Raw genomic sequence first — 22,166 nt, 5'->3', positions numbered from 1 at the left:
TCCTCGTCCATGACGGACTCGTCGATCACGCGGACCCTGCTCGGGGCCTACGACGCCGAGCTGCGGGGCGCTCCGCCCACCGCGGTCCTCCATGCGCCCGACGGACCGCCGACCCGCATCGCGGGCCCGCTGCGGGCCCTGCTGACCGCGCCACGGGACCTGGGGCTGAGCGGTCGCGAGCTGGACGAGCTCATCGTCCGGCAGCGGGAGTTCTTCGGCGCGCGCGGCGAGGCGGTGGAGTGGCGGCTGCGCGGCCACGACCTCCCGGCCGACCTGCCGGACCGGCTGCGTGCGGCGGGCTTCACGCCCGGGGCGCCCGAGACGGTCCTGGCCGCCGTCGTCGCGGACGTGGACGCGCGCCGGGCCGGTCCGTCGCTGCCGCCGGGCGTGACGCTGCGCCGGGTGACCGCCGAGGCCGACCTGCGGGCCGTCGCGGCGCTGCAGTCCGAGATCTGGGGGCTGGACCTGAGCGGACTCGGCGACGATCTGCTCGCACGGGTCGCCTCCGGCCCGCACGACACGGTGATCCTGGTGGCGGAGGCGGACGGCGCGATGGTCTCGGCGGCCTGGTTTTCGGTGCGCCCGGGCACGCGGTTCGCGACGCTGATGGGCGGCGCGACGCTCGCCGGGTGGCGGGGCAGGGGCCTGTACCGGGCGTCTGTCGCCGCGCGCCTCGCTCTCGCGGCCGAGCGCGGCATCCCGTACGTCCATGTGGACGCCTCGGCCGACAGCGCGCCCCTGCTGCGCGCGCTGGGTTTCCGCGCCCTCACCACGCTGACGCCGTACGTCCGGACGCCGTGAGCGGCCGATCGCGCGGCGGAGCCGGCCGCGGCCCGGACGGCGGGCCGAGCCGCCAGGGAAGCGGCGCCCGGGTCAGGCGGCGGACGCGGCGGGCGGCCGGGCGCGGTCCCAGCGGCGCACCCAGGGCCAGGCGGCGACGCCTATCGCCAGCGCGATCAGGTGCCCCCAGTCGGTCATCGGGTCGGTGAAGGCGAGCAGGTCCTGCAGCAGCATCGCACCGAAGGCGCTCAGCAGGGGCCAGCGCAGCCATGGCCGCAGCAGCCCCGCCAGCGCGCCCACGCAGGCGGCGACGCCGAAGCTGATGCCGTAGTCGAGGCGGTGCAGCGAGCTGTCGGGCAGCCGCCCCACCAGGACGGCCAGGCCGACCGGGACCTCGGTGGCGAGGGTGGCCAGGACATGGCCGAGCAGGAAGACGACGGCCGTGCGTGCGCCGCCGACGCGCCGTTCCAGCCCCGTGAGGACGACCAGGAAGGCGAGCGTGAAGGGCGAGGCGAAGCCGCCCGCCACCCACAGCGCGCTGGCGGCCAGCACCGGCGCCGGCGTCTGCACCAGATGCGCCACGTCGGTGCTGGAGCCCTGGAGCAGGGTGTACACGAGAGCGGGGTCGAGGTGCTCCGCGAGATACGAGGTGACGGCGAGGACGGCCGCGTAGCCGAGAGTGAAGGGAACCGGAACCGGGATCCGGCGCCTCGTGCGGGCGCGGGGCCCGGTGCTCGCCCCGGCGGGCGGCGGGACAGGCGGCCGGACGGGCGGCGGGGTGCGCTGCCCCGGTATGCCGTCCAGGAGCCCCGGGACGTCGGACAGCTCGCAGGCGTCGGACAGCTCGCGGATGTCGGGCAGTTCACGCGCGTCGGGCAGTTCACGAGCGCCGGGCAGTTCACGAGCGCCGGGCGGGGGCGGGCTCATGGGGGAGGCCGTGCGTTCCACTGAGAGGCGCTCCTTCCGTTTCCCCCACCCTTCGCGGCCCGGGCGTCCGCTGTCTGTGACCGACGCCACGTGCGCGCCGATTCACAGGAAGCTCTGAGAGTTCTCCGGGCTTTTTCTCATCCGTCTCGCACCGTTCCCGAACGGGCGTGCGTCAACCTCGTCCGACGCCCAGGGAATTCCCTCAACAAACGGTCAGGGAACTGCCAGGATGGACCGATGGCCATCCCGTACGACATCCCCGGCGCACCGGAGGTCCTGGACCGCCGCGAGGGCCCTCATGGCGAGGTCGTCCTGCGCCGGCACGGCGAGTTGCTCCAGATCATCGCCAACGGCTGCTTCCTGATGGACACTTCGGACGGCCGCTCGGAGCGGCTGCTGGTCGACGCGGCACGGGACACGCTGGACGACCGCCCCGCCCCCGCCCTGTTGATCGGCGGCCTGGGCGTCGGCTTCTCCCTCGCACACGCCGCCGCCGATCCGCGCTGGAGCGCCGTCACGGTGGTGGAGCGCGAGCGCGCCGTCATCGACTGGCATCTGAACGGGCCGCTGGCAGCCGTTTCCGGCCCGGCCCTGGCCGACCCGCGGACGAAGATCGTCGAAGCGGATCTGCTCGACTTCGTCAATGAGACATCCGCCACGTTCGACGCGGTATGCCTGGACATCGACAACGGGCCCGACTGGACCGTGACCGAGGGCAACGACAGCCTCTACTCGCCGACCGGACTCGCAGGCTGCGCGCGGGTGTTGAGACCGGGCGGGGTACTGGCGGTGTGGTCGGCCCAGCCCTCTCCGGAATTCGAGGGAACCTTGGGGAATGCCGGGTTCCAACGGGTGCGTACCGAAGAGATCCCGGTTGCCCGAGGCGTGCCGGACGTCGTGCATCTCGCCGTCCGACCTGGATAGCAAAGCCGTGGTGACTCCCCGTACGCTGCATCCCTGACGCCGATCATTTAGGCGTCAACCGCAGTCATGCGCAATCAAGGGGCCACCCCACTGGTTCCGGAAAGCACACTCAGGGGCGGGCGATGGAGCAGACACACACCGCACAGAACACCGCGGCGACGGCGACTCCGGGCGCGCAGCGGCGCGTCCTGGTCGTCGAGGACGACCCGACGATCGTCGACGCCATCGCCGCCCGCCTGCGCGCCGAGGGATTCCTCGTGCAAACGGCGGGCGACGGTCCGGCGGCCGTGGACACGGCAGAGGCCTGGCAGCCCGACCTGCTGATTCTCGACATCATGCTGCCCGGCTTCGACGGCCTGGAGGTCTGCCGCCGCGTGCAGGCCGCCCGTCCGGTGCCGGTCATGATGCTCACCGCGCGCGACGACGAGACCGACATGCTGGTCGGTCTCGGCGTGGGCGCCGACGACTACATGACCAAGCCCTTCTCGATGCGGGAGCTGGCGGCACGCGTGCACGTGCTGCTGCGCCGGGTGGAGCGGGCCGCGATCGCGGCGACGACGCCGCGCAGCGGGATCCTGCGGCTCGGCGAGCTGGAGATCGACCACGCGCAGCGCCGGGTGCGGGTGCGCTCGGAGGACGTGCACCTCACGCCCACCGAGTTCGACCTCCTGGTCTGCCTGGCGAACACCCCGCGCGCGGTGCTCTCCCGCGAGCAGCTCCTGGCCGAGGTGTGGGACTGGGCGGACGCCTCCGGCACCCGCACGGTCGACAGCCACATCAAGGCGCTGCGGCGGAAGATCGGCGCCGAGCGGATCCGCACGGTGCACGGCGTCGGCTACGCGCTGGAGACCCCGACGCCATGAGTCCCGGGCCGGACGGACCGAGAAGCCCCGCCCCCGGAGCCGGTGCGCCCTGGGGCGGCGTACGCCCGTTCTCGATCAAGACCAAACTGGGTGCGCTGGTCGTCATCTCGGTGCTGATCACCACCGGTCTGTCGATGATCGCGGTGCACACCAAGACGGAGCTGCGCTTCATCACCGTCTTCTCGATGATCGCCACCCTGCTCATCACGCAGTTCGTGGCGCATTCGCTCACCGCGCCCCTGGGTGAGATGAACACGGTCGCCCGGTCGATCTCGCACGGCGACTACACCCGCCGGGTGAGCGAGAACCGCCGTGACGAGCTGGGCGACCTCGCTCAGACGATCAACGTCATGGCGGACGAGCTGGAGGCGCAGGACCGGCACCGCAAGGAGCTGGTGGCCAACGTCTCGCACGAGCTGCGCACGCCCATCGCGGGGCTGCGCGCCGTCCTGGAGAACGTCGTCGACGGCATCGCCGAGGCCGACACCGAGACGATGCGCACCGCCCTGAAGCAGACGGAGCGGCTCGGGCGGCTCGTGGAGACGCTCCTCGACCTGTCCCGGCTCGACAACGGCGTCGTCCCGCTGCGCAGACGGCGCTTCGAGGTGTGGCCGTATCTGTCGGGCGTGCTGAAGGAGGCCAACATGGTCGCCTCGGCCCGCGCCACCATGGGCTCGGGCGGCAGCCACACCCGCACGGACGTCCATCTGCACCTGGACGTCACCCCTCCGGAGCTGACCGCGCACGCGGACCCGGAGCGCATCCACCAGGTCGTCGCCAACCTGATCGACAACGCGGTCAAGCACAGCCCGCCGCACGGACGGGTGACGGTGAAGGCGCGGCGCGGGGCCCTGCCGGAGTCGCTGGAGCTGGAGGTCCTGGACGAGGGGCCCGGCATTCCGCGCTCGGAGTGGCACCGCGTGTTCGAGCGGTTCAACCGGGGAGCAGTCCGCCGGCCGCACGGGCCGGGCAGCGACGGCGGCACGGGGCTGGGACTGGCGATCGCCCGTTGGGCGGTCGATCTCCACGGAGGCCGGATCGGAGTGGCCGAATCCGAGCGGGGCTGCCGGATTCTTATCACTCTTCCGGGAGAGTCTTCCGTTCCAAGTTGACGTAAAGTTCGCACCGGAGCCTCAAGATCCACGTGCGTCCGCGCAGCCGGACACGTGTCATCGGGCAGCACACCGGCGCAGGTCGGCACGGGTACGCATGCTGAGCGCGTGCCGTCCGCCCCCACGCATCCCTGGTGACGCACAACCGCGCTTGTTTCCCGCCATTTCCACCCCCGAAACACGCTCTCCGATGTGACTTACGCGACGATGGACGGGCCCGGCCTGACCTTCCCCCTCCAGGGGGCGTAGCCTTTATTCCCGCTGTCCATCACCTTGTGAAGCGGAAGAGGGCGGTTGCCGCCGTGTCGCCACAGTCCCCCAGTAACTCCAGCATCTCGACCGACGCAGACCAAGCGGGCAAGAACCCCGCTGCCGCGTTCGGGCCGAACGAGTGGCTCGTCGACGAGATCTATCAGCAGTACCTCCAGGACCCGAATTCGGTAGACCGCGCCTGGTGGGACTTCTTCGCCGACTACAAGCCAGGAGCAGCCGCTCCCTCGGCTCCGGCGGGTACTGCGGCCGCGGGGGCCGCAGCGACCACCACCACGCCTCCCGCGCCCGCCGCCCCGGCCCAGGCTGCGCCCGCTGCTCCGGCGCCCGCCGCCGCGGCTCCCGCGCCGGCCGCCGCTCCGAAGCCCGCGGCCGCCGCCCCGGCCCCGGCGAAGGCGGCCCCCGCGGCCAAGCCGGCCGCCGCCGCGAAGGCCACTCCCGCCGCGGCCCCGGCCGCAGCCGAGGGCCCCGAGTTCGTGACGCTGCGCGGTCCGTCCGCCGCGGTCGCCAAGAACATGAACGCGTCGCTGGAACTGCCCACGGCCACGTCCGTGCGCGCGGTCCCGGTGAAGCTGCTGTTCGACAACCGCATCGTCATCAACAACCACCTCAAGCGCGCCCGGGGCGGGAAGATCTCCTTCACGCACCTGATCGGCTTCGCGATGGTGCAGGCCATCAAGGCCATGCCGTCGATGAACTGGCACTACGCGGAGAAGGACGGGAAGCCCACCCTCGTCAAGCCGCCGCACGTCAACTTCGGCCTGGCCATCGACCTGGTGAAGCCCAACGGCGACCGCCAGCTCGTCGTCGCCGGCATCAAGAAGGCCGAGACGCTGAACTTCTTCGAGTTCTGGCAGGCCTACGAGGACATCGTCCGCCGCGCCCGCGACGGCAAGCTGACGATGGACGACTTCACCGGCGTCACCGTCTCCCTGACCAACCCCGGCGGCCTCGGCACCGTCCACTCCGTGCCGCGTCTGATGCCCGGGCAGTCGGTCATCATGGGCGTCGGCTCCATGGACTACCCGGCGGAGTTCCAGGGCACCAGCCAGGACACCCTGAACAAGCTCGGCATCTCGAAGGTCATGACGCTCACGTCGACCTACGACCACCGGGTCATCCAGGGCGCCGCGTCCGGTGAGTTCCTGCGGATCGTCGCCAACCTGCTGCTCGGCGAGAACGGCTTCTTCGACGAGATCTTCGAGGCGCTGCGCATCCCCTACGAGCCGGTCCGCTGGCTCAAGGACATCGACGCCAGCCACGACGACGACGTCACCAAGGCCGCCCGCGTCTTCGAGCTGATCCACTCCTACCGGGTCCGCGGCCACGTCATGGCCGACACCGACCCGCTGGAGTACCGCCAGCGCAAGCACCCCGACCTCGACATCACCGAGCACGGCCTCACCCTGTGGGACCTGGAGCGCGAGTTCGCGGTCGGCGGCTTCTCCGGCAAGTCCCTGATGAAGCTGCGCGACATCCTCGGCGTGCTGCGCGACTCGTACTGCCGCACCACCGGCGTCGAGTTCATGCACATCCAGGACCCCAAGCAGCGCCGCTGGATCCAGGACCGCATCGAGCGCCCGCACACCAAGCCGGAGCGCGAGGAGCAGCTGCGCATCCTGCGCCGGCTGAACGCCGCGGAAGCCTTCGAGACGTTCCTTCAGACGAAGTACGTCGGCCAGAAGCGCTTCTCGCTGGAGGGCGGCGAGTCCGTCATCCCGCTGCTCGACGCGGTGCTGGACTCGGCCGCCGAGTCCCGCCTGGACGAGGTCGTCATCGGCATGGCCCACCGCGGCCGCCTGAACGTCCTCGCGAACATCGTCGGCAAGTCGTACGCGCAGATCTTCCGCGAGTTCGAGGGCAACCTCGACCCCAAGTCGATGCACGGCTCCGGCGACGTGAAGTACCACCTGGGCGCCGAGGGGACCTTCACCGGCCTGGACGGCGAGCAGATCAAGGTCTCGCTGGCCGCGAACCCCTCCCACCTGGAGACGGTGGACCCGGTCATCGAGGGCATCGCCCGCGCCAAGCAGGACATCATCAACAAGGGCGGCTCGGACTTCACGGTCCTGCCGGTCGCCCTGCACGGCGACGCGGCCTTCGCGGGCCAGGGCGTGGTGGCCGAGACCCTGAACATGTCGCAGCTGCGCGGCTACCGCACCGGCGGCACGGTCCACATCGTCATCAACAACCAGGTCGGCTTCACGGCCGCCCCGGAGTCCTCGCGCTCGTCGATGTACGCCACGGACGTGGCGCGCATGATCGAGGCCCCGATCTTCCACGTGAACGGTGACGACCCGGAGGCCGTGGTGCGCGTCGCGCGTCTGGCCTTCGAGTTCCGCCAGGCGTTCAACAAGGACGTGGTGATCGACCTCATCTGCTACCGCCGCCGCGGGCACAACGAGTCGGACAACCCGGCCTTCACCCAGCCGCTGATGTACGACCTGATCGACAAGAAGCGCTCGGTGCGCAAGCTCTACACCGAGTCCCTGATCGGTCGCGGCGACATCACCCTGGAAGAGGCCGAGCAGGCGCTGCAGGACTACCAGGGCCAGCTGGAGAAGGTCTTCACGGAGGTCCGCGAGGCCGTCACCGCCCAGCCGAGCGCCGGCCCGGTCTCGGACCCGCAGGCGGAGTTCCCGGTCGCCGTGAACACCGCGATCTCCACCGAGGTCGTCAAGCGGATCGCCGAGTCCCAGGTCAACATCCCGGACTACTTCCACGTGCACCCGCGTCTGCTGCCCCAGCTGCAGCGCCGGGCCACGATGGTCGAGGACGGGACGATCGACTGGGGCATGGGCGAGACGCTGGCCGTGGGCTCGCTCCTCCTCGAGGGCACCCCGGTCCGGCTCTCCGGCCAGGACTCGCAGCGCGGCACCTTCGGCCAGCGTCACGCGGTCCTCATCGACCGCGAGACGGGCGAGGAGCACACCCCGCTCCAGTACCTCGCCGACGAGCAGGCGCGCTACAACGTCTACAACTCGCTGCTGTCCGAGTACGCGGTCATGGGCTTCGAGTACGGCTACTCGCTGGCCCGCCCGGACGCGCTCGTGATGTGGGAGGCGCAGTTCGGCGACTTCGTCAACGGCGCGCAGACGGTCGTCGACGAGTACATCTCGGCCGCCGAGCAGAAGTGGGGCCAGACGTCCGGCGTCACCCTGCTCCTGCCGCACGGCTACGAGGGTCAGGGCCCGGACCACTCCTCGGCCCGCGTCGAGCGTTTCCTGCAGCTCTGCGCCCAGAACAACATGACGGTCGCGATGCCCACGCTGCCGTCGAACTACTTCCACCTTCTGCGGTGGCAGGTGCACAACCCGCACCACAAGCCGCTGGTCGTCTTCACCCCGAAGTCGATGCTGCGTCTGAAGGCCGCCGCGTCGAAGGCGGAGGAGTTCACCACGGGCCAGTTCCGCCCGGTGATCGGCGACGCGTCGGTCGACGCGAACGCGGTCAAGAAGGTCGTCTTCTGCACCGGCAAGGTCTACTACGACCTGGACGCCGAGCGTCAGAAGCGCGGGGTCACGGACACGGCGATCATCCGGCTGGAGCGGCTGTACCCGCTGCCGGGCGCCGAGGTCCAGGCGGAGGTCAACAAGTACCCCAACGCCGAGAAGTACCTGTGGGCCCAGGAGGAGCCGGCCAACCAGGGCGCCTGGCCGTTCATCGCCCTGAACCTGATCGACCACCTGGACCTCGCGGTCGGCGCGGACGTGCCGCACGGCGAGCGCCTGCGCCGCATCTCGCGTCCGCACGGCTCGTCCCCGGCGGTCGGTTCCGCCAAGCGTCACCAGGCGGAGCAGGAGCAGCTGGTGCGTGAGGTGTTCGAGGCGTAGCCCTCGGCCGCAGCACGCGAAGGGCCCGTGCCCCGGGAGGTTTCCGGGGGACGGGCCCTTCGGCGTACGGGAGGCCTGAGGCGGCTCGCGCGGTGCGCGTGGCTCACGCCGTCCGCGCGGCCGGCGCGAACCGGGCCGTCGTCAGATGACCTGGGGTTCGAAGTCCCAGTAGGGGCGGTTGCGGGAGCGCGCCGAGACGGTGTGCGGATGCTTGCTGCCGAGCGTCGAGTCGAGGTCCGTGAGGGCCTCCTGTTCGACCTTCTCCGCCTGCCGCCGGTCCCGCAGGCCGCGCAGGTCCGCCGCGTGGGCGATCCGCGCCGACAGGGTCAGCGGATGGGTGCGGCCGAGCGACTCGACGGCCCGGGTCACCGTGTCCCGGCTGAGGTCGGCGGCGCTCTCGGTGTCGCCGACGATGTTGCGCAGAGCGGAGGCGTTCAGGGCGCAGCCCAGCGTCCAGGGGTGGTTCTCCCCCACCGCTTCGGTCATCGACGCGAGCGCCTGCTCCAGGAGGACGTGGCCGGCCTCCCGCTCGCCCACGTTGCGCAGGATCAGCGCCTGGTTGGCGCGGGCCCCCGCGACGAAGGGATGGCCCTCGGTGAGCATCACCTCGTAGCGCGCGACGACGGCCTCGCTGAGTTCGCGGGCCTGGTCGATGTCGCCGTGCTCGCGGGCGTAGCAGCTCTGGGCCGTCGCGAAGATCAGGGTCAGCGGATGTGTCTCGCCGAGCACCCGTTCGCCGCGTTCCAGCACGCTGGACAGCAGGTCCCCGGGCTCCTGCGGGTCGGTGCCGCGGTCGCCGCGGCGGTCGCGGTCGCCGAGTCGGTAGCGGCACAGCGCGAGGTTGTGCTCGGCCTTGAGGGTCTGCGGGTTGTCGCGGCCCAGCACCCGGCGGATCTCGCCCACGTTGTTCGCCTGGATGGACTCGGCCTCGGTGTAGTTGCCGAGGAGGCGCAGGTCGATGGCGTAGGAGATCTCGGAGCCGAGGGTCCACGGATGCCGGGCCCGCAGCAGCTGGCGCCGGGACTCCATGGTCCGCCGGTCGTGCTCCAGGGCCTCCGGGTAACGGCCGAGAAGGCGCAGCGAGACGGCCAGGTTGTTCCGTGAGTTGAGGCTGCGCGAGTCCTGTTCGCCGAGCAGTTCGCGGTAGGCGACCAGCACCCACTCGGACAGTTCCAGCGCCTCGTCGTAGCGTCCGAGGCCCCGCAGGTCGGCGGCCAGGCCCGCGGCTGCCCGCAGGTGCTCCAGGTCCTGGGGGCCGCGCTCGGCCTTCAGATGCTCGGCGGCCGCACGGCTGAGGGACTCGGTGCGCGCGTAGTCGCCGGTGGCCCGCAGCAGGTTGGTGTAGTGGTAGGTCAGCTCCCAGATCCTGGGGTGCGTCGGGCCGAGCAGCTCGCGCCAGGCCCTCATCGCGCGCTCGCCGAGCTTGATGCCGGCGTTGTACTCGCCGGAGAAGTACATGTAGCGCAGGCAGTTGAAGACCAGCCGCTGCACGTTGGGGTCCTGGGTCTGCAGCACGTCCGCGTACTTCAGGTGCGGCACGATCTCGGCGTACCCGGGCCACAGGTCGGGGTCGGTGGGCCGGCGCGGGTCGGCGGCGGCGAGGGCCTGCCGGACGACGTCGACGAACTCCTTGCGGTCCGCGTCCGGCATGTCCTTGTGCACGATCTGGTGGACCATGCGGTGCAGATACAGCGACTCCCCGGACACGGAGCCCTCCTCCCCGGCCGTCTCGTGGGACTCCAGCCGGACCACCGAGTACTGGCGGAGCTGGTTGATCGCCTTGTTCCACAGCAGCGGGTCGTTGAGGAGGCCGGCGAGCTGTTCGGGCAGGGCGTCGCTCGACATCTCGCGCAGCAGGCGGACGGGGATGAAGCCGGGGGCGAAGAAGGTGCACAGGCGCAGCAGGTCGACCGACTCGGGGACGGTCTCACGGAGTTTGTTCAGCAGTATCGACCAGGCGGTCTGGAAGGCGAGCGGGAAGTCCGCCGACACCTTCACGACGTCGTTGTCGATGCCGCCGTCCAGGAGGGCGATGTACTCCCGCACGGACAGGTCGGAGTCGTTCAGCCAGCCCGCCGTCTGGTCCAGCAGCAGCGGCAGGTCCTCCAGCGCGTCCGCGAGCTGGTCGGCCTCGACCTCCGACAGCCGGGGCGCGCGGCGGCGGATGAACGCCACCGACTCGTCCCGGGCGTACACCGGCACCTCCAGCAACTTGCTGTTGTGCTCGGTCCATTCGGGGTTGCGGGAGGTGATGATGACATGGCCGGGACCGGTGGGCACCAGGTCCCAGATCTGGTCCGGTTCGTCCGCTCCGTCGAGGATCAGCAGCCAGCGTCCGTAGGGGTCGCCGCGGCGCAGCGCGTCGCGGACGGCGCGCAGCCGTTCGCCGTACTCCTGTCCGGTCTCCAGGCCCAGCTTGGGGGCGAGTTCGGCCAGCAGCCGGCGGTAGGTGACGCGTTTCTCGGCGTTGACCCACCACACGACGTCGTACTCGGAGCCGAACCGGTACACGTACTCGGCGGCCATCTGGGTCTTGCCCACCCCGGACATGCCGTGGAACGTGACCACGCCGGCGCCCGGTTCCGCGCCCTGGAGCAGGTGGTAGGCGTCGTTGAGCAGCGACTCGCGTCCGGTGAAGCGGGTGTTGCGGCGGGGCACCCCGCCCCAGACCTCCGGCATCGCCGCGGGGAAGCGGGGGCCGCGACGGGCGGCGTCGGGGGGCTCGGGCAGCGGGTCGAGCGGCAGGTCGAGCCGGTCGAACAGGCGGCGCTCGGCCTCCTCGGAGCCCATGTTGGTCAGGTCGACCGGGGCGAGGACGGCGGTCGCCGCGGGCACGGACGCCGTGGTCACGGAGACGGCGGCGAACCGGGACGGGTCGGGGGCGACGACCTCGCGCAGCGCCGCGTTCCACTCCTCCTGCGTGCGGGGCCCGAGTTGGAAGTACCACTCGCTGACGACGATGAGGATGCGTCCCTCGGCGAGTTCCAGGTCGCGCAGCAGATCGACCAGGGGCACCTCGGCCGGGGAGTCCCAGCGCAGGTAGACGACCCGCAGGCCGCGCCGTTCGAGCCGGTCACCGATCCAGGCCGCCCAGGCCCGGTTGAAACCCGCGAAGTGGATCGTGACCGTCTGCTTCGCGGACCTCCTCCCGGTTGCCCCGACCGGCGTACGAGCTCCAGACATGCAGCGGCCTCCAGCACGTAGTACCTCGAAAATCCTAGGACCTCGGCGCGGCGCGCGTAAGTCCGCCGACCCGTCCGGCGCGCGTCTCGGCCCGACGATCTTCGCGCACCCGAGGGCGCCGCGCAGGCCATCCTCATCCTTTCGGGCGTGGCAGCGCGGGAGCATGACGCTGCGTCCACAGGGCGCGCGCGGCCTTCACGTACGCCTGGGCCCGGGCGGTGTGGTCGCGGGGTGCGGGATGTTCGGCCATGCGTTCGTAGGCGGCGGTCATCTCGTCGACGAACAGGCGTCCCGGGACGGTGAGGTCGGGCGAGGCGACGAGGGCCGGCAGGGCCGCCGCGACCTGGGCGCGGTAGCGGGCGTGCCGGGACCAGGCGTACTCGGCGTCGGGCGGCGGGGTGACGAGCGCCCGGCGCTGGAAGTAGTCCGCGAGGGCCAGATGCGAGTAGACGCCCTGCAGCAGGCTGTCGTAGGGCCGGGGAACCGTCTTCCAGGGGGCGAAGTAGCGTGCTTCGGGGCCTGCGTGATGAAGCGTCACCAGGTCGCCCAGGGCGGCCAGTTTGGCGTGGTGCAGTTCGTGGACGAGGGTGGCGGCCAGCGCCACGGCGTCCTGCGGGGGGCTGGCGAGCAGTGCCCCGAACGCCTCGTGCCGGGTGGCGCTGCAGCTGTCCCGTCCGTCGGCCCCCGCGCCGGGCGGCCTCTCCAGCGGGACCAGGCAGCGCAGCAGCGCCGACGCCTCGGTCACCCGCTGCCCGCCGCCTGTGCGCAGTGCGGCCGCGGTGCCGGACCAGGCCTGCAGCCACCGCTTGCAGTCCGCGTCGTCGAGGGTGGCCGGGGCGCCGAGCGTCCGGTGGCGGGGGCCGGGCGCGGTGCGGTAGGGGTCGACGTCGTCCAGGGGCATGGGGGCGGCGCCGGGCAGCAGCCCGGGCAGGGTGTGCACGGACGTCCAGGCCAGGGCGCCCGACCAGGCCCCGATCCCGCTCTCCAGGTGCACGACGACGTCCGGCGCGTCGGGCTGCCGGAACGTCAGCCGCCCGTCCCGGTGCGCGAGGTCGACGGGGGCGTCGCCCCGGGCGGCCGTGCGCAGGGAGCCGAGGGAGGGCAGCGTGAGCAGGCCGGCGCGGGCGGTCAGCCGAACGGTGAAGGGGATGGCGGCCCGGGCCGCGGCGACGGCGGCGACGGCGCCGAAGTGAGCGAGGTCCTGCCGGAGCCGGCGGGCGGTGTCCTCGTCCTGTCCACCGGGGAGACGTTCGCGGTCGTCGAGTCCCCGCAGGCAGCTCAGGGCCCAGGGACCGGTGAGGGGGTGGAAGAGACGGGCACGCGCGGGCGAGAGCGCTACGCCGGGTGGGCGGGCGTCGGCGAGCGGGCGGTGGTGCGCACCGGACGGACGGGCGGCGGTTCCGGGGGGCGGCGTCGCGCGGTCGGCCTCGGCGAGCAGCGCCCAGTCCTCGCGCAGCCGCGCCTTGCGCTCGGCGGAGCAGACGGCGGGATCCGCGGCGTCGGCGGCGTCGAGCACGGCGCGCAGCAGGAGCAGCCGCCGGGTGTCCTGGTCCCGCACCAGGAGTCCGAGCGTCCCGGCGTCGCCCCCGGTGCTGCCGAGCTCCACGAGGACCCCGTCCGGGATCGGCGTCGCGATCACGACGCGACCTCGTCGCGGGGGACCACCGGGGCCGTGTGCGTGGCGAGCCGGGCGGCCACGTGGTGGATGAGGCGCTGGAGGTCGGAGCAGTACACGGACGGGTTGCGGAAGCCGTGGCCGGCCCGGTACCGGTGGGCGTAGTGGCCGCCTCCGCAGACCCTCAGCAGGGGGCAGGCCCGGCACTGGTCCGCGAGGGCGGCGACGCCCTCCTGCCGGGCAGCCACCGCGGGATGGCGCAGCGCCTCGTCGAAGGTGTGCCGGAAGACGTCCAGGCCGGTGTGCGCGGCGCCGTCGTAGGCCGACTTCAGGGAGTCGACCTGCTCGACGGATCCGTCGGTCTCCACCACGACCGCGTCGAAGGGCGCGAGTCCCAGGGCCTCCGTGGCGGAGGGCAGCCCCAGCAGGAGCGCGACGCACTCCTCGAAGAGACGGATCCGCGTCTCCCGCCGGCCGGCCGCCCACCAGCGGTCGAAGACGGCGCACAGCCACTCCCCGTGCCGGGCGCCCGCCCAGTGGGGCGGCGGGGCGGACCAGTTGCCGTGCGGCAGCAGCAGGTCGAGCGCGGGCGGGCGCAGGGTGAGCAGGGACTCGTACGTCTCCACCGGGTCCAGCCCGACGTCGACGACGGTGAGGACGCCGGCGTACGCCTGCGGGGCGCGCTCGGCGACCAGCAGGGCCCCGCGTGAGGCGGCCGGCCAGGAGGGGCGGCCGGCACGGTCGACGCGCCGCGCGTTGTGCGCGGCGAGACCGCCGTCGAGGCTGACGCCGATCCGCAGACCGGCGTCGGCGAGGACGGCGAGCCTGCGTACGGTGAGGAGCGTGGCGTTGGTCTGGACGACGGCGTGGACGGTGCACCGGGCCGGGACGCGGTCGCGGACCAGCGCGGTGAAGCGGGCCAGCGTTCCAACGCCCGCCAGCAGGGGTTCGCCGCCGTGCAGGACCAGGGAGAGCGCGGGCAGGGCGTGGGTGCGGGCGTGCTCGGCGATCCTGGTCGCGGTGCGGTCGAGGACCTCGGGGGCGGCGGACGCGGGCCGTGAGCGCCAGGTGCGGTCGGGGCCCGCGTAGAGGTAGCAGTAGGTGCAGGCGAGGTTGCAGCGGCCGTGCATCTTCACGATGAACTGCCGGAAGGCCTGTCCGGACACTCCAGCACCCCCATGCCTTCGGCCCTGTGCTGCCGCACGGAGGCGCATTCCCGGATCGACGCCGGACACAAACCCCGCCCGACCGATTCTGTCCGAGTCGCGCACACATCGGACCGGAATTGGCGCCAACTGACCGAACGGCCGAACGGACCGTCTGCCGTGCCCTGGTGTCGTGTTCAGAGGGCGGAGTCGAAACCCCAGAGCGTCTCGCTCGATCGTCCTGCCCGGTCCCGCAGTTCCGCCACGACCTCGCGCAGCACGGGATGGGCGATCGTTCCCAACTCGGTCAGATCCAGCGCCAGCAGATCCGGCAGCGGCTCCGCCGCGAAGGTCTCCTCCGGCGTCACGGACGCCACCGGCGGCGACACGGTCGCCCCCGCCGTGCGCCTCGTCCCCGTGGGCTCGCCCCGTACGTCCATGCCCGTCCCTCCCGGCTCGGCGGCCTCATGTCACCCGCTCCAGTGCGGCCAGCCGCTCCGCCGTGTCGGCGGGCGTCGGGCCGTCGGCGACCAGGCCGCCCTCCGGAAGCCGCGACCACTCCGCGCGGGCGATCCGGTAGGCCTCGCGGGCCGCGCGCGGCCGCGCGGCCGCCTCATAGGACCTACCCCGCCAGTGGTGCGCCTGCGCGCCCAGTTCGACGGCCTCCTGACGCCGCCGATCGGTTTCGGCCACCCCCTCCGCCTCCCGAGCGGCCTCCGCCGCGTCCCGGAACGCGTCGACCGCGAGGTCGAGGCGGGCCGGACGGCGCAGGCTGCGGTAGGCCTCGTACTGGACCTGGCCGAGGTCCAGTCGGCAGCGCGCGGCCAGCAGCGGGTCCTCCGCATCCGCCGCGGCGAGGCCGAAAAGGTGCTCGGCCTCGCGCAGGTCGACGCGGTCCCCGCGCAGCCGGTAGCGCAGCATCAGCGCACGGCCGAGCAGCAGCAGCCGGTGGGCGACCCGGCGACTGCCCGCCGGGGTCTCCATCCGGCAGTCCCGCAGGACGCGGATCGCCCGGGACAGCATGCCCTGGGCGCGCGCGTACGGGAGCCCGGCCAGCCGCAGCAGCGCCTCGCCCCATTCGGCGAGGACGTCGGCGTGCGCGGGCGCGTCACGGGACATGCGCTGGGCGGCCTGCTCGAAGCGGTCCGCGGCCGTCTCCAGCTCCCCCGGTTCGCCCGACTCGGCGTAGCGGGCCACCGCTATCCGGCCGGCCCGTGCCAGCAGAGCCGCGCGCTGGCCCTGTTCGCGCACCAGGGCGAGGGCCTCGTCCACCCGGTCCTGGGCGTCGCGCAGCGGACCGCCCGCCTGCAGCAGCGCGTCCACCAGGTCGAGCAGGATCCGTACACGCGCGCGTGCCGACTCGGCGTCGTACGGCTCCGCTCCGGTGTCCAGGGCGTTGCGCAGCGACTGCGCGCCCTGCTCGGCGTAGAGGCGGGCCTGACCGGGGTCGGCGGTGGCGCCGGACAGCCGCAGCAGGATCCTGCCGTGCTCCAGAGGCAGTTCGGGCGGCCGCTGCCTGCGGTCGGGCCAGACGTCGGCGAAGGCCTCCAGCATGCCGACGGCGCCCTGGAGCAGCGCGCTGTCCCCGCCGAGCCGCCACTGCGCCTCCAGGGCGCGCACCCGCTCCAGGGTGAGCTTCAGCGCCTGGTTCTCGTCGAGGCCGGGGGCCGCACACGCGACGGCGTACTCGCGGTCGGCGCGGCGCAGCAGGTCCAGGGCGCCGGTCGGGTCGCCGCGCCGCCTGCGATCGGTCGCGGCCGCGTGCAGGACCCGGGCGAGCACGGCCCGTTCGTGCAGCCGGCGCGGATGCGAGGCGGCCCGTTCCGCGGCCGCCTCGGCCTCCTGGAGCAGGTCGTCGCCGCCCTGCACCTCCCACAGCCGCAGCGTGCAGTGCGCGTACTCGGCCCACAGCTCGGGGTCCGCGCCGACGGGCCGCTCGTGTTCGGTGGCGCCGCGCAGCAGCTGCACCGCGTCGATGACGTCCTGGATCATGCCCTCGGCGTCGAAGCGTTCGATCAGCGTGCGGGCGCGGCGGACCGCCTGGTGGGTCGGCCGGTCCGCGTCCTGCCCCGGGCCGGACCGGACGCCGTGGCTCTCGAACTGCTCGGGCAGCGGCATGAACCGGCGCAGGACCCGGGCCGCGACCTCCGCGAAGGGCTGCGGTACGGGGGCCTCCTCCCCGGTGCCGCCGTGGTCGGCGTGGTCCGCGTGATCGGCGGGCCGGACGGTGGGCGTGTACGGGCGGCCCGCGCCGCCGTCGCCGAGCTGGGCCAGTGCGAGGGCCGGGAAGTTGGGGCCGCCCTTGCCGAAACGCTGCTCGATGTACTCCGAGCAGTGTTTGAGGACGAGCATGGCCTCGTCGCGGCCGAGCCGGGACAGCAGGGCGTCCCGGATGTCCGGCTCGATGCCGTACCACTGGGCGCCGCCGTCGGCGTGGTCCTCGGACGCGCGCGTGAGCAGGCCGCCGACCAGCACCTCGGCGAGCTCGGAGGGACCCGAGTCGGGCAGCATCGTGCGCTGGACCAGCTGCATCACCGGCAGGCACAGCGGCGCGGCGGCGAGCTGGACGGCGAGCCGTCCGGCGGCCGGGGAGGCGCTGGAGCTGAACCTGCTGACCCGTTCGAACGGCGTGCGCCGCCGGTCCGCGCGTGAGGCCGGCGCGGGCTGCTGATCCGCACGCACCCAGCCGACGGCGCCGGGCACGGGTCCGCCGCCGGCCAGCAGTCCGGCCCAGGCGCCGAGGGCGACCGGCTCGGGCGGCAGCACCGGCACGGGCAGCGCTCCCCTGCGGGACTCCGCCGGGACGCCGGCCGGGGTGCGCACACGCAGCGCGGCGGCTCCGCGGAGCGTCTCGCCCCGGCTCAGCTCAGCGAACATCACGGGCAGTCGGGAGCGGTTCCACAGGCGTTGCGGCAGCGGCTGGAGCACGGCGACCGGGCCCTGCCGGGAGAGGTGGTGCAGCAGCCGGTGCGCGTGGCCGCTGTGCCACAGGGGGCCCGCGCAGTCGCTGACGAACAGGACGATCCGGCGGCCTGTGGGGTCGCTGAGCCGGTCCGTGGAGTGCAGCGGCGCCGCGTAGAGGTCGGGGCTGCGGCTGACGGCCGCCTCGCCGTCCGGGCCCTGGTGCAGATGGCTCACCCGGATGTCGGAGAAGGCTCCCAACTGGCCGAAAACCTGCTGCAGTTCGATGAAGAGCCGGTCCCACACGCGCATCGACGAGGAGGCGTCCAGGACGAGTTGCAGCCGGGCGTCGCGCCGGGTGACGGCGCGATGGACGGGCAGGATCAGCCCGCCCGCCTGTGCGCTGCGCTCCGCGGTCGCCGTCTCGTCGAGCCGTGTGCGCAGGGGTGGTGCGGGGCTGCGGTAGCGCTGCAACCGCCTCAGGGCGCGCTGGAGTTCGAGGAGGGAGGGCAACGCGGGGGCGGCGGGCACGCCCACGGGCAAGGCGGTGGTCCGGCCCGCGCCACGGCCACGCGGCGCCCCGTCCTGCGGCACCGGGTACAGGCTCACCCGCCCGTCGGGGGTCACGTCCTGCGGCGTCCGTGGCGGGCGTTCGGCCCGGTCGCCCCGCGGCGGCGCGGTCACGGCGGGGCCGTGCGTCCGGTCCGGCCCGCCCGTCGCCCGCCCGTCGGGTCCGGAGGGCGTCTCGTCGGCGTCCGGGACGGACGCCGGCCGGGCCCACCGGGCCAGCCACAACGCGTCGCACAACTGGGCCACGTCGGGGTCGAGTCCGACGCCGCGCAGTCGCGCGACGAGCTCGGCGAGCGGATCGCCGCCGTGCGCCGGCGTGGTCACGGCGTCGGGACGGTTCCCGTCGGGCGGGACGGGGCCGTGGCGGGCCGCTGCGTCGGGCATCAGGCCCTCACCTCGGGCGGTCGAGTCGCTGGACGAGCAGGTCGGCCAGGCGGTCACGACTGGGCGGCGCGGCCGCGTCGGTGAGGTAGATCGCGTTCAACAGCTGGTCCGCGGCGAGGAGTTCGCTGCGCGACCGCTCCAGGAACCGGGTGATCAGGTCGTCCCCCGCGCGCGCCGCCTCGTCACCGAGATGGGCGCGGACGAAGGTGGCGAGCCGGTTGTGGTCGGGACGCCCCAGCTCCAGGTGGATGCAACGGCGCATCAGCGGGGCCGGGAAGTCGCGTTCCCCGTTGCTGGTGAGCACCACGAACGGGAAGGCCCGGCAGCGGACCCGGCCGTCGCGGACCCGGACCTTCACCCCGTCGGCGGTCAGCACCTCCGCCTCGCCGTCCGGCAGCCGGTCGGCGACGCGCTCCAGCTCGGGGATCGCGAACTCGCCCTCCTCCAGGACGTTCAGCAGGTCGTTGGGAAGGTCGATGTCGCTCTTGTCGAGCTCGTCGATGAGCAGCACGCGCGGGGTGTCGGAGGGCAGCAGCGCGGTGCCGAGCGGTCCCAGCCGCAGGTAGCTGCCGATGCCCTCGACCGCGCCCGGCGAGCCCGCCGCCGCCCCGAACCCGCCCTGCGCGGCGATCTGGACGTCCTGCAGCCTGGCGATGGCGTCGTAGTGGTAGAGCCCGTCCTGGAGCGCGGAGCGGCTCACGATGGACCAGCGCAACACGTTGCCGAGGCCGAGTTCGTACGCCACCGAGTGCGCGAGGGTGCTCTTGCCCGCGCCGGGACTGCCGGTGACGAGGAGGGGACGGCGCAGATAGAGCGCCGCGTTGATCATCTCCAGTTCCTCGGCGCCCGGCCGGTGCAGTTCCGCCAGATGCCGGTGCGCGCCGAGCCTGCGGTCCTCGGAGCCGTCGCCGGAGCCGGCCGCCTCACGGCTGGTGAAGTCCCGCCAGGGGGGCGGAGAGGGCAGTCGTTCGATCCCGTCGTGCGGTTCGCCGGCGCCTCGGTAGATGAGCCACTCACTGGATTCGGTCATGATCCGGTCCTCGTCACTCGTCCACCGCCGCGGCCGTCCGAACGTGCATCACGTTATCCATCCTGAGGGTGCCTGGTAAGGGGCCGATCAGCCCCGCGGGCGGCCGGGTTCAAGGGGCCTCCAGCAGGTCACCGTCGCCCGGGAGGGGCTGGTGGGGGTCGTCGTAGAGCAGGGCCACTCCGTCGGCCCAGAAGGACTCCGTGCGGCCCGCGCGCAGGCGCATCCGGAGGTCGTGCACGGCCTCGGGGAGGTACTGCGCGCTGGCCGGTTCGGCGATCCCGTCGATCGTGCCGCGGTGGAACTCGCCGCACACGGCGTCGGGACGGCCGTGCCGACGGCGCCACAGGGCCACCCCGTAGCCGCCGAGGACGATCCGGGCGAGCGCCTCCGCGTCGTCCTCGTAGCGGAGGTCGCCGTACCGGCAGAGCACCGGGACGGTGCCGTGCGACAACGCGCGCAACTGCTCCACCGACGGCACGGGTTTGCGCAAGCCCTCGTCGCAGTCCAGCACTTCGGCCCGCGCGCGGTGCGCGTGCAGCCACCGCCACCGGGCCCGGCGCTCCTCCTCCAGGTCGTCCCGGTCGTCCACGTCGTACGGGCCGTACGGTGCGCCCACGTCGCCCACGGCTGGGCCGTCCTGCGACACCCGGTCGGGGCGGCCGTGGTCGGAGCGATCGGAGCGGCCGGGGTCCGGGCGGTCGAGGCGGTCGAGGCGGTCGAGGTCGGGGGCCTCCGCGCCGTACCCGCGGTACGCCTCCCCGGGCAGCCGGTCGCGGTCGGCGCAGCGCACGACGACCGGTCGCAGCGCCCCCAACGGTTCGGCCTCGGGCGGCAGTTGCCAGGCGTCCACCTCCAGGCCCAGCAACGCGTGCGGCAGCGCCACCTGCAGCAGCGCGGGCCTGCCGGGCTCGTCGCAGTGCCGGAAGGCCTCCGCCAGCGGGCCCGCCAAGTGTGCGGGCAGGTCGGCGAGAGGGGTGCGCTCGGCCTCGTGCAGCCGGACCGCGTCGCCGTCGGGCCCGGCCACCGAGACCGACCAGTCGCAGCGGTCCGGCTCCCAGCCGCGCAGCACGAGTTCGACCAGGGCGGACGGCCGGGCCGCGCCGGGGACGGCACGGGCACGCGCGCGTACGTCGGACGCGATCCGCCGCTGTGGCCCGCTCGGGCCGGCCGTCGGGGCGACGTCGTGGGACGGGCGCGGCGGGCGGCGCCCGTCGAAGATCGCGGCGGGCCTGACGAAGACCGTGCCCGGCCGGTCGACATCGGTGCCGGGCTCCTCGCGGTCGGCCCGCCGCCGGGCCTCCTCCCGCCTGCGCAACCGCTCCATCCGCTGCTCGGCGAGGCCGGAACGGTAGCGGGCGCTCAGCCGCTGCGCGGCCTGCCACACCCACACCCACAGGGCCTTCTCCGCGTCGGGCGTGCTCGGCACGACGAAGGGGCGCGGGGCGGACATCGCGCGCATCGCGTAGTCGAGCACGAGCTCCAGCGCACCGTCGTCGCTGGCGCTCTCGTAGAGCGCCCCGAGGCCGTCGCGCCAGCCGCGCGGCGCGGGCAGCGGGGTGGACGCCTGGAAGTCGGGGAGGGAGTCGAGGATGTCCAGCAGGCCGCGGGTGCTCTGCGGCGGCGGGAGCTCGGCGAGCCGGCCGAGCAGCTGGATCCGCTCGTCCGGGCTGAGCGTGCGGCCCGGACGGGCGCCGAGCCGGCCCTGGACGTCGGTCCACGTCTGACGCCGGGACGCCGGGTGGCGCTGCCGGTCACGGTGGTAGCGGTCGTGTGCGTGGAAGACCGCTTGGTAGACGTCGCTGTGCTCGGCCGTCGCCCGCTCCGCCGGGACCCGCAGGGTGCGCAGTTGCTCGATCCCGGTGGAGGTGCCGCCGGGGCGGTGGTCCGAGCGCGCCTTGAGCACGCCGATCACCTCGCCGCGCACGGGGTCGATCACCGGGCCGCCGGAGACGCCGTACGGCAGGTCGTTGTCCCCCAGTCGCATCTGCACGTCCGAGGACCAGCCGCCGATGGTGCCCTGCACCGTGAGCGTGCCGTCCATGACCTGTAAGCGGCCCTCGTTCTCGGTCCAGCCCGCGTACAGCACCCGGCCCTCGCCGTAGTAGGCCGCCGGGCGCTCGGAGACGTAGACGCACTCGTGGTCGACGACGGGTGAGGTGAGCTGGATCAGGGCGAGGTCCGGGGCCGGCCAGTTGCCGGCGGACGCGGTCCGGCCGGCGCCGTCGGCGAGGTCGGGGAGTGTCGCCACCACCCTGCCGGGGGCCGTCGACACGCCCCGTCCCGGCGCTGTCTCATACACCACCGCGACCTCGCCCCCCTCCCCGCCGCAGGCCACATGTGCGCAGGTCAGAACCCAGTTCGGGGCGACGAAGAAGCCGCTCCCGAGGAACGTTGCGGGCTCCTCCAGGGCATACCCGACGACCGGGCGATGAATGCGCACGGTCGCCGCCACGACGAGTCCACGCAGCGCACGGCGGGCCGCATCGAAGGCGTTCGATGCGCCCGGGGCGTGCCCGCCCGTCACGCCCCGCCCCCGCCGACGGGGCCGTCGCCGCCCCCGTGCATCGGCGCGCCGGGAGACGCCCCCGCGCGTGGATCCCCGTCCGCGTCCGCCGCCGCGCGGGCGTCC

The 22,166-nt window shown here is 73.4% G+C and carries 13 protein-coding genes; 5 read left to right on the top strand and 8 right to left on the bottom strand.

Features of this window, described 5'->3' with window-relative positions; translation table 11 throughout:
• Positions 1-9: 9 nt before the first annotated feature.
• Positions 10-801 (top strand): GNAT family N-acetyltransferase, encoded by a 792-nt coding sequence (locus tag BG482_RS16950; RefSeq protein ID WP_069769879.1) that lies wholly within the window; start codon positions 10-12, stop codon positions 799-801.
• 72 nt (positions 802-873) lie between these two features.
• On the opposite strand, the gene BG482_RS16945 is transcribed toward BG482_RS16950, so the two are convergent.
• Entirely contained in the window at positions 874-1,728 is an 855-nt protein-coding gene (locus BG482_RS16945; protein WP_256096388.1) for a rhomboid-like protein, read from the bottom strand.
• Positions 1,729-1,944: 216 nt separating this feature from the next.
• On the opposite strand from BG482_RS16945, the gene BG482_RS16940 reads away from it, so the two are divergent.
• From BG482_RS16940 to BG482_RS16925, 4 genes are all read left to right on the top strand, one after another.
• Complete coding sequence (locus BG482_RS16940) at positions 1,945-2,631, top strand: hypothetical protein (protein WP_069769878.1); 687 nt, start codon at positions 1,945-1,947, stop codon at positions 2,629-2,631.
• A 122-nt stretch (positions 2,632-2,753) separates the two neighbouring features.
• Complete coding sequence (locus BG482_RS16935; RefSeq protein WP_069769877.1) at positions 2,754-3,494, top strand: response regulator transcription factor; 741 nt, start codon at positions 2,754-2,756, stop codon at positions 3,492-3,494.
• Positions 3,491-4,606: a HAMP domain-containing sensor histidine kinase gene (locus BG482_RS16930; RefSeq protein WP_069769876.1), complete on the top strand. Its 1,116-nt coding sequence runs from the start codon at positions 3,491-3,493 to the stop codon at positions 4,604-4,606. Before BG482_RS16935 ends, BG482_RS16930 begins: the two co-directional genes overlap by 4 nt.
• Positions 4,607-4,908: 302 nt before the next feature.
• The gene (locus BG482_RS16925) at positions 4,909-8,709 is read left to right on the top strand and encodes a multifunctional oxoglutarate decarboxylase/oxoglutarate dehydrogenase thiamine pyrophosphate-binding subunit/dihydrolipoyllysine-residue succinyltransferase subunit (protein WP_069769875.1); all 3,801 of its coding nucleotides are present in this window, start codon (positions 4,909-4,911) and stop codon (positions 8,707-8,709) included.
• 141 nt (positions 8,710-8,850) lie between these two features.
• On the opposite strand, the gene fxsT is transcribed toward BG482_RS16925, so the two are convergent.
• The 7 genes from fxsT to BG482_RS16890 form a co-directional block, all read right to left on the bottom strand.
• The gene (gene fxsT, locus BG482_RS16920; RefSeq protein WP_069769874.1) at positions 8,851-11,892 is read right to left on the bottom strand and encodes an FxSxx-COOH system tetratricopeptide repeat protein; all 3,042 of its coding nucleotides are present in this window, start codon (positions 11,890-11,892) and stop codon (positions 8,851-8,853) included.
• A 133-nt stretch (positions 11,893-12,025) separates the two neighbouring features.
• On the bottom strand, positions 12,026-13,528 hold the full coding sequence (locus BG482_RS16915; protein ID WP_069770000.1) for an HEXXH motif-containing putative peptide modification protein: 1,503 nt from the start codon (positions 13,526-13,528) through the stop codon (positions 12,026-12,028).
• A complete protein-coding gene (locus BG482_RS16910; RefSeq protein ID WP_079141857.1) occupies positions 13,528-14,721 on the bottom strand; it encodes an FxsB family cyclophane-forming radical SAM/SPASM peptide maturase in 1,194 nt (397 codons plus the stop codon). The genes BG482_RS16915 and BG482_RS16910 overlap by 1 nt, the downstream gene beginning before the upstream one ends.
• Before the next feature lie 128 nt (positions 14,722-14,849).
• On the bottom strand, positions 14,850-15,092 hold the full coding sequence (gene fxsA, locus BG482_RS16905; RefSeq protein ID WP_079141856.1) for an FxSxx-COOH cyclophane-containing RiPP peptide: 243 nt from the start codon (positions 15,090-15,092) through the stop codon (positions 14,850-14,852).
• Between the two features lie 25 nt (positions 15,093-15,117).
• Positions 15,118-18,507: an SAV_2336 N-terminal domain-related protein gene (locus BG482_RS16900; RefSeq protein WP_069769998.1), complete on the bottom strand. Its 3,390-nt coding sequence runs from the start codon at positions 18,505-18,507 to the stop codon at positions 15,118-15,120.
• A gap of 7 nt (positions 18,508-18,514) precedes the next feature.
• Positions 18,515-19,537 (bottom strand): MoxR family ATPase, encoded by a 1,023-nt coding sequence (locus BG482_RS16895; RefSeq protein WP_069769872.1) that lies wholly within the window; start codon positions 19,535-19,537, stop codon positions 18,515-18,517.
• A 109-nt stretch (positions 19,538-19,646) separates the two neighbouring features.
• Positions 19,647-22,061 (bottom strand): trypsin-like peptidase domain-containing protein, encoded by a 2,415-nt coding sequence (locus BG482_RS16890; RefSeq protein ID WP_069769871.1) that lies wholly within the window; start codon positions 22,059-22,061, stop codon positions 19,647-19,649.
• Positions 22,062-22,166: the final 105 nt, after the last annotated feature.

Source organism: Streptomyces sp. LUP30 (genome assembly GCF_001746365.1).
Lineage (GTDB): Bacteria > Actinomycetota > Actinomycetes > Streptomycetales > Streptomycetaceae > Streptomyces.
Note: the sequence above shows the minus strand (reverse complement) of the source record. Positions and strands in the feature narration are given on the sequence as shown.

Bases quoted from the DNA above. Each gene is read 5' to 3' on its own strand.
- BG482_RS16950 (WP_069769879.1), top strand. From the start codon at position 10: ATGACGGACTCGTCGATCACGCGGACCCTGCTCGGGGCCTACGACGCC.
- BG482_RS16895 (WP_069769872.1), bottom strand. From the start codon at position 19,537: ATGACCGAATCCAGTGAGTGGCTCATCTACCGAGGCGCCGGCGAACCG.
- BG482_RS16940 (WP_069769878.1), top strand. From the start codon at position 1,945: ATGGCCATCCCGTACGACATCCCCGGCGCACCGGAGGTCCTGGACCGC.
- BG482_RS16900 (WP_069769998.1), bottom strand. From the start codon at position 18,507: ATGCCCGACGCAGCGGCCCGCCACGGCCCCGTCCCGCCCGACGGGAAC.
- fxsA (WP_079141856.1), bottom strand. From the start codon at position 15,092: ATGGACGTACGGGGCGAGCCCACGGGGACGAGGCGCACGGCGGGGGCG.
- BG482_RS16935 (WP_069769877.1), top strand. From the start codon at position 2,754: ATGGAGCAGACACACACCGCACAGAACACCGCGGCGACGGCGACTCCG.
- BG482_RS16910 (WP_079141857.1), bottom strand. From the start codon at position 14,721: ATGCGCCTCCGTGCGGCAGCACAGGGCCGAAGGCATGGGGGTGCTGGA.
- BG482_RS16930 (WP_069769876.1), top strand. From the start codon at position 3,491: ATGAGTCCCGGGCCGGACGGACCGAGAAGCCCCGCCCCCGGAGCCGGT.
- fxsT (WP_069769874.1), bottom strand. From the start codon at position 11,892: ATGTCTGGAGCTCGTACGCCGGTCGGGGCAACCGGGAGGAGGTCCGCG.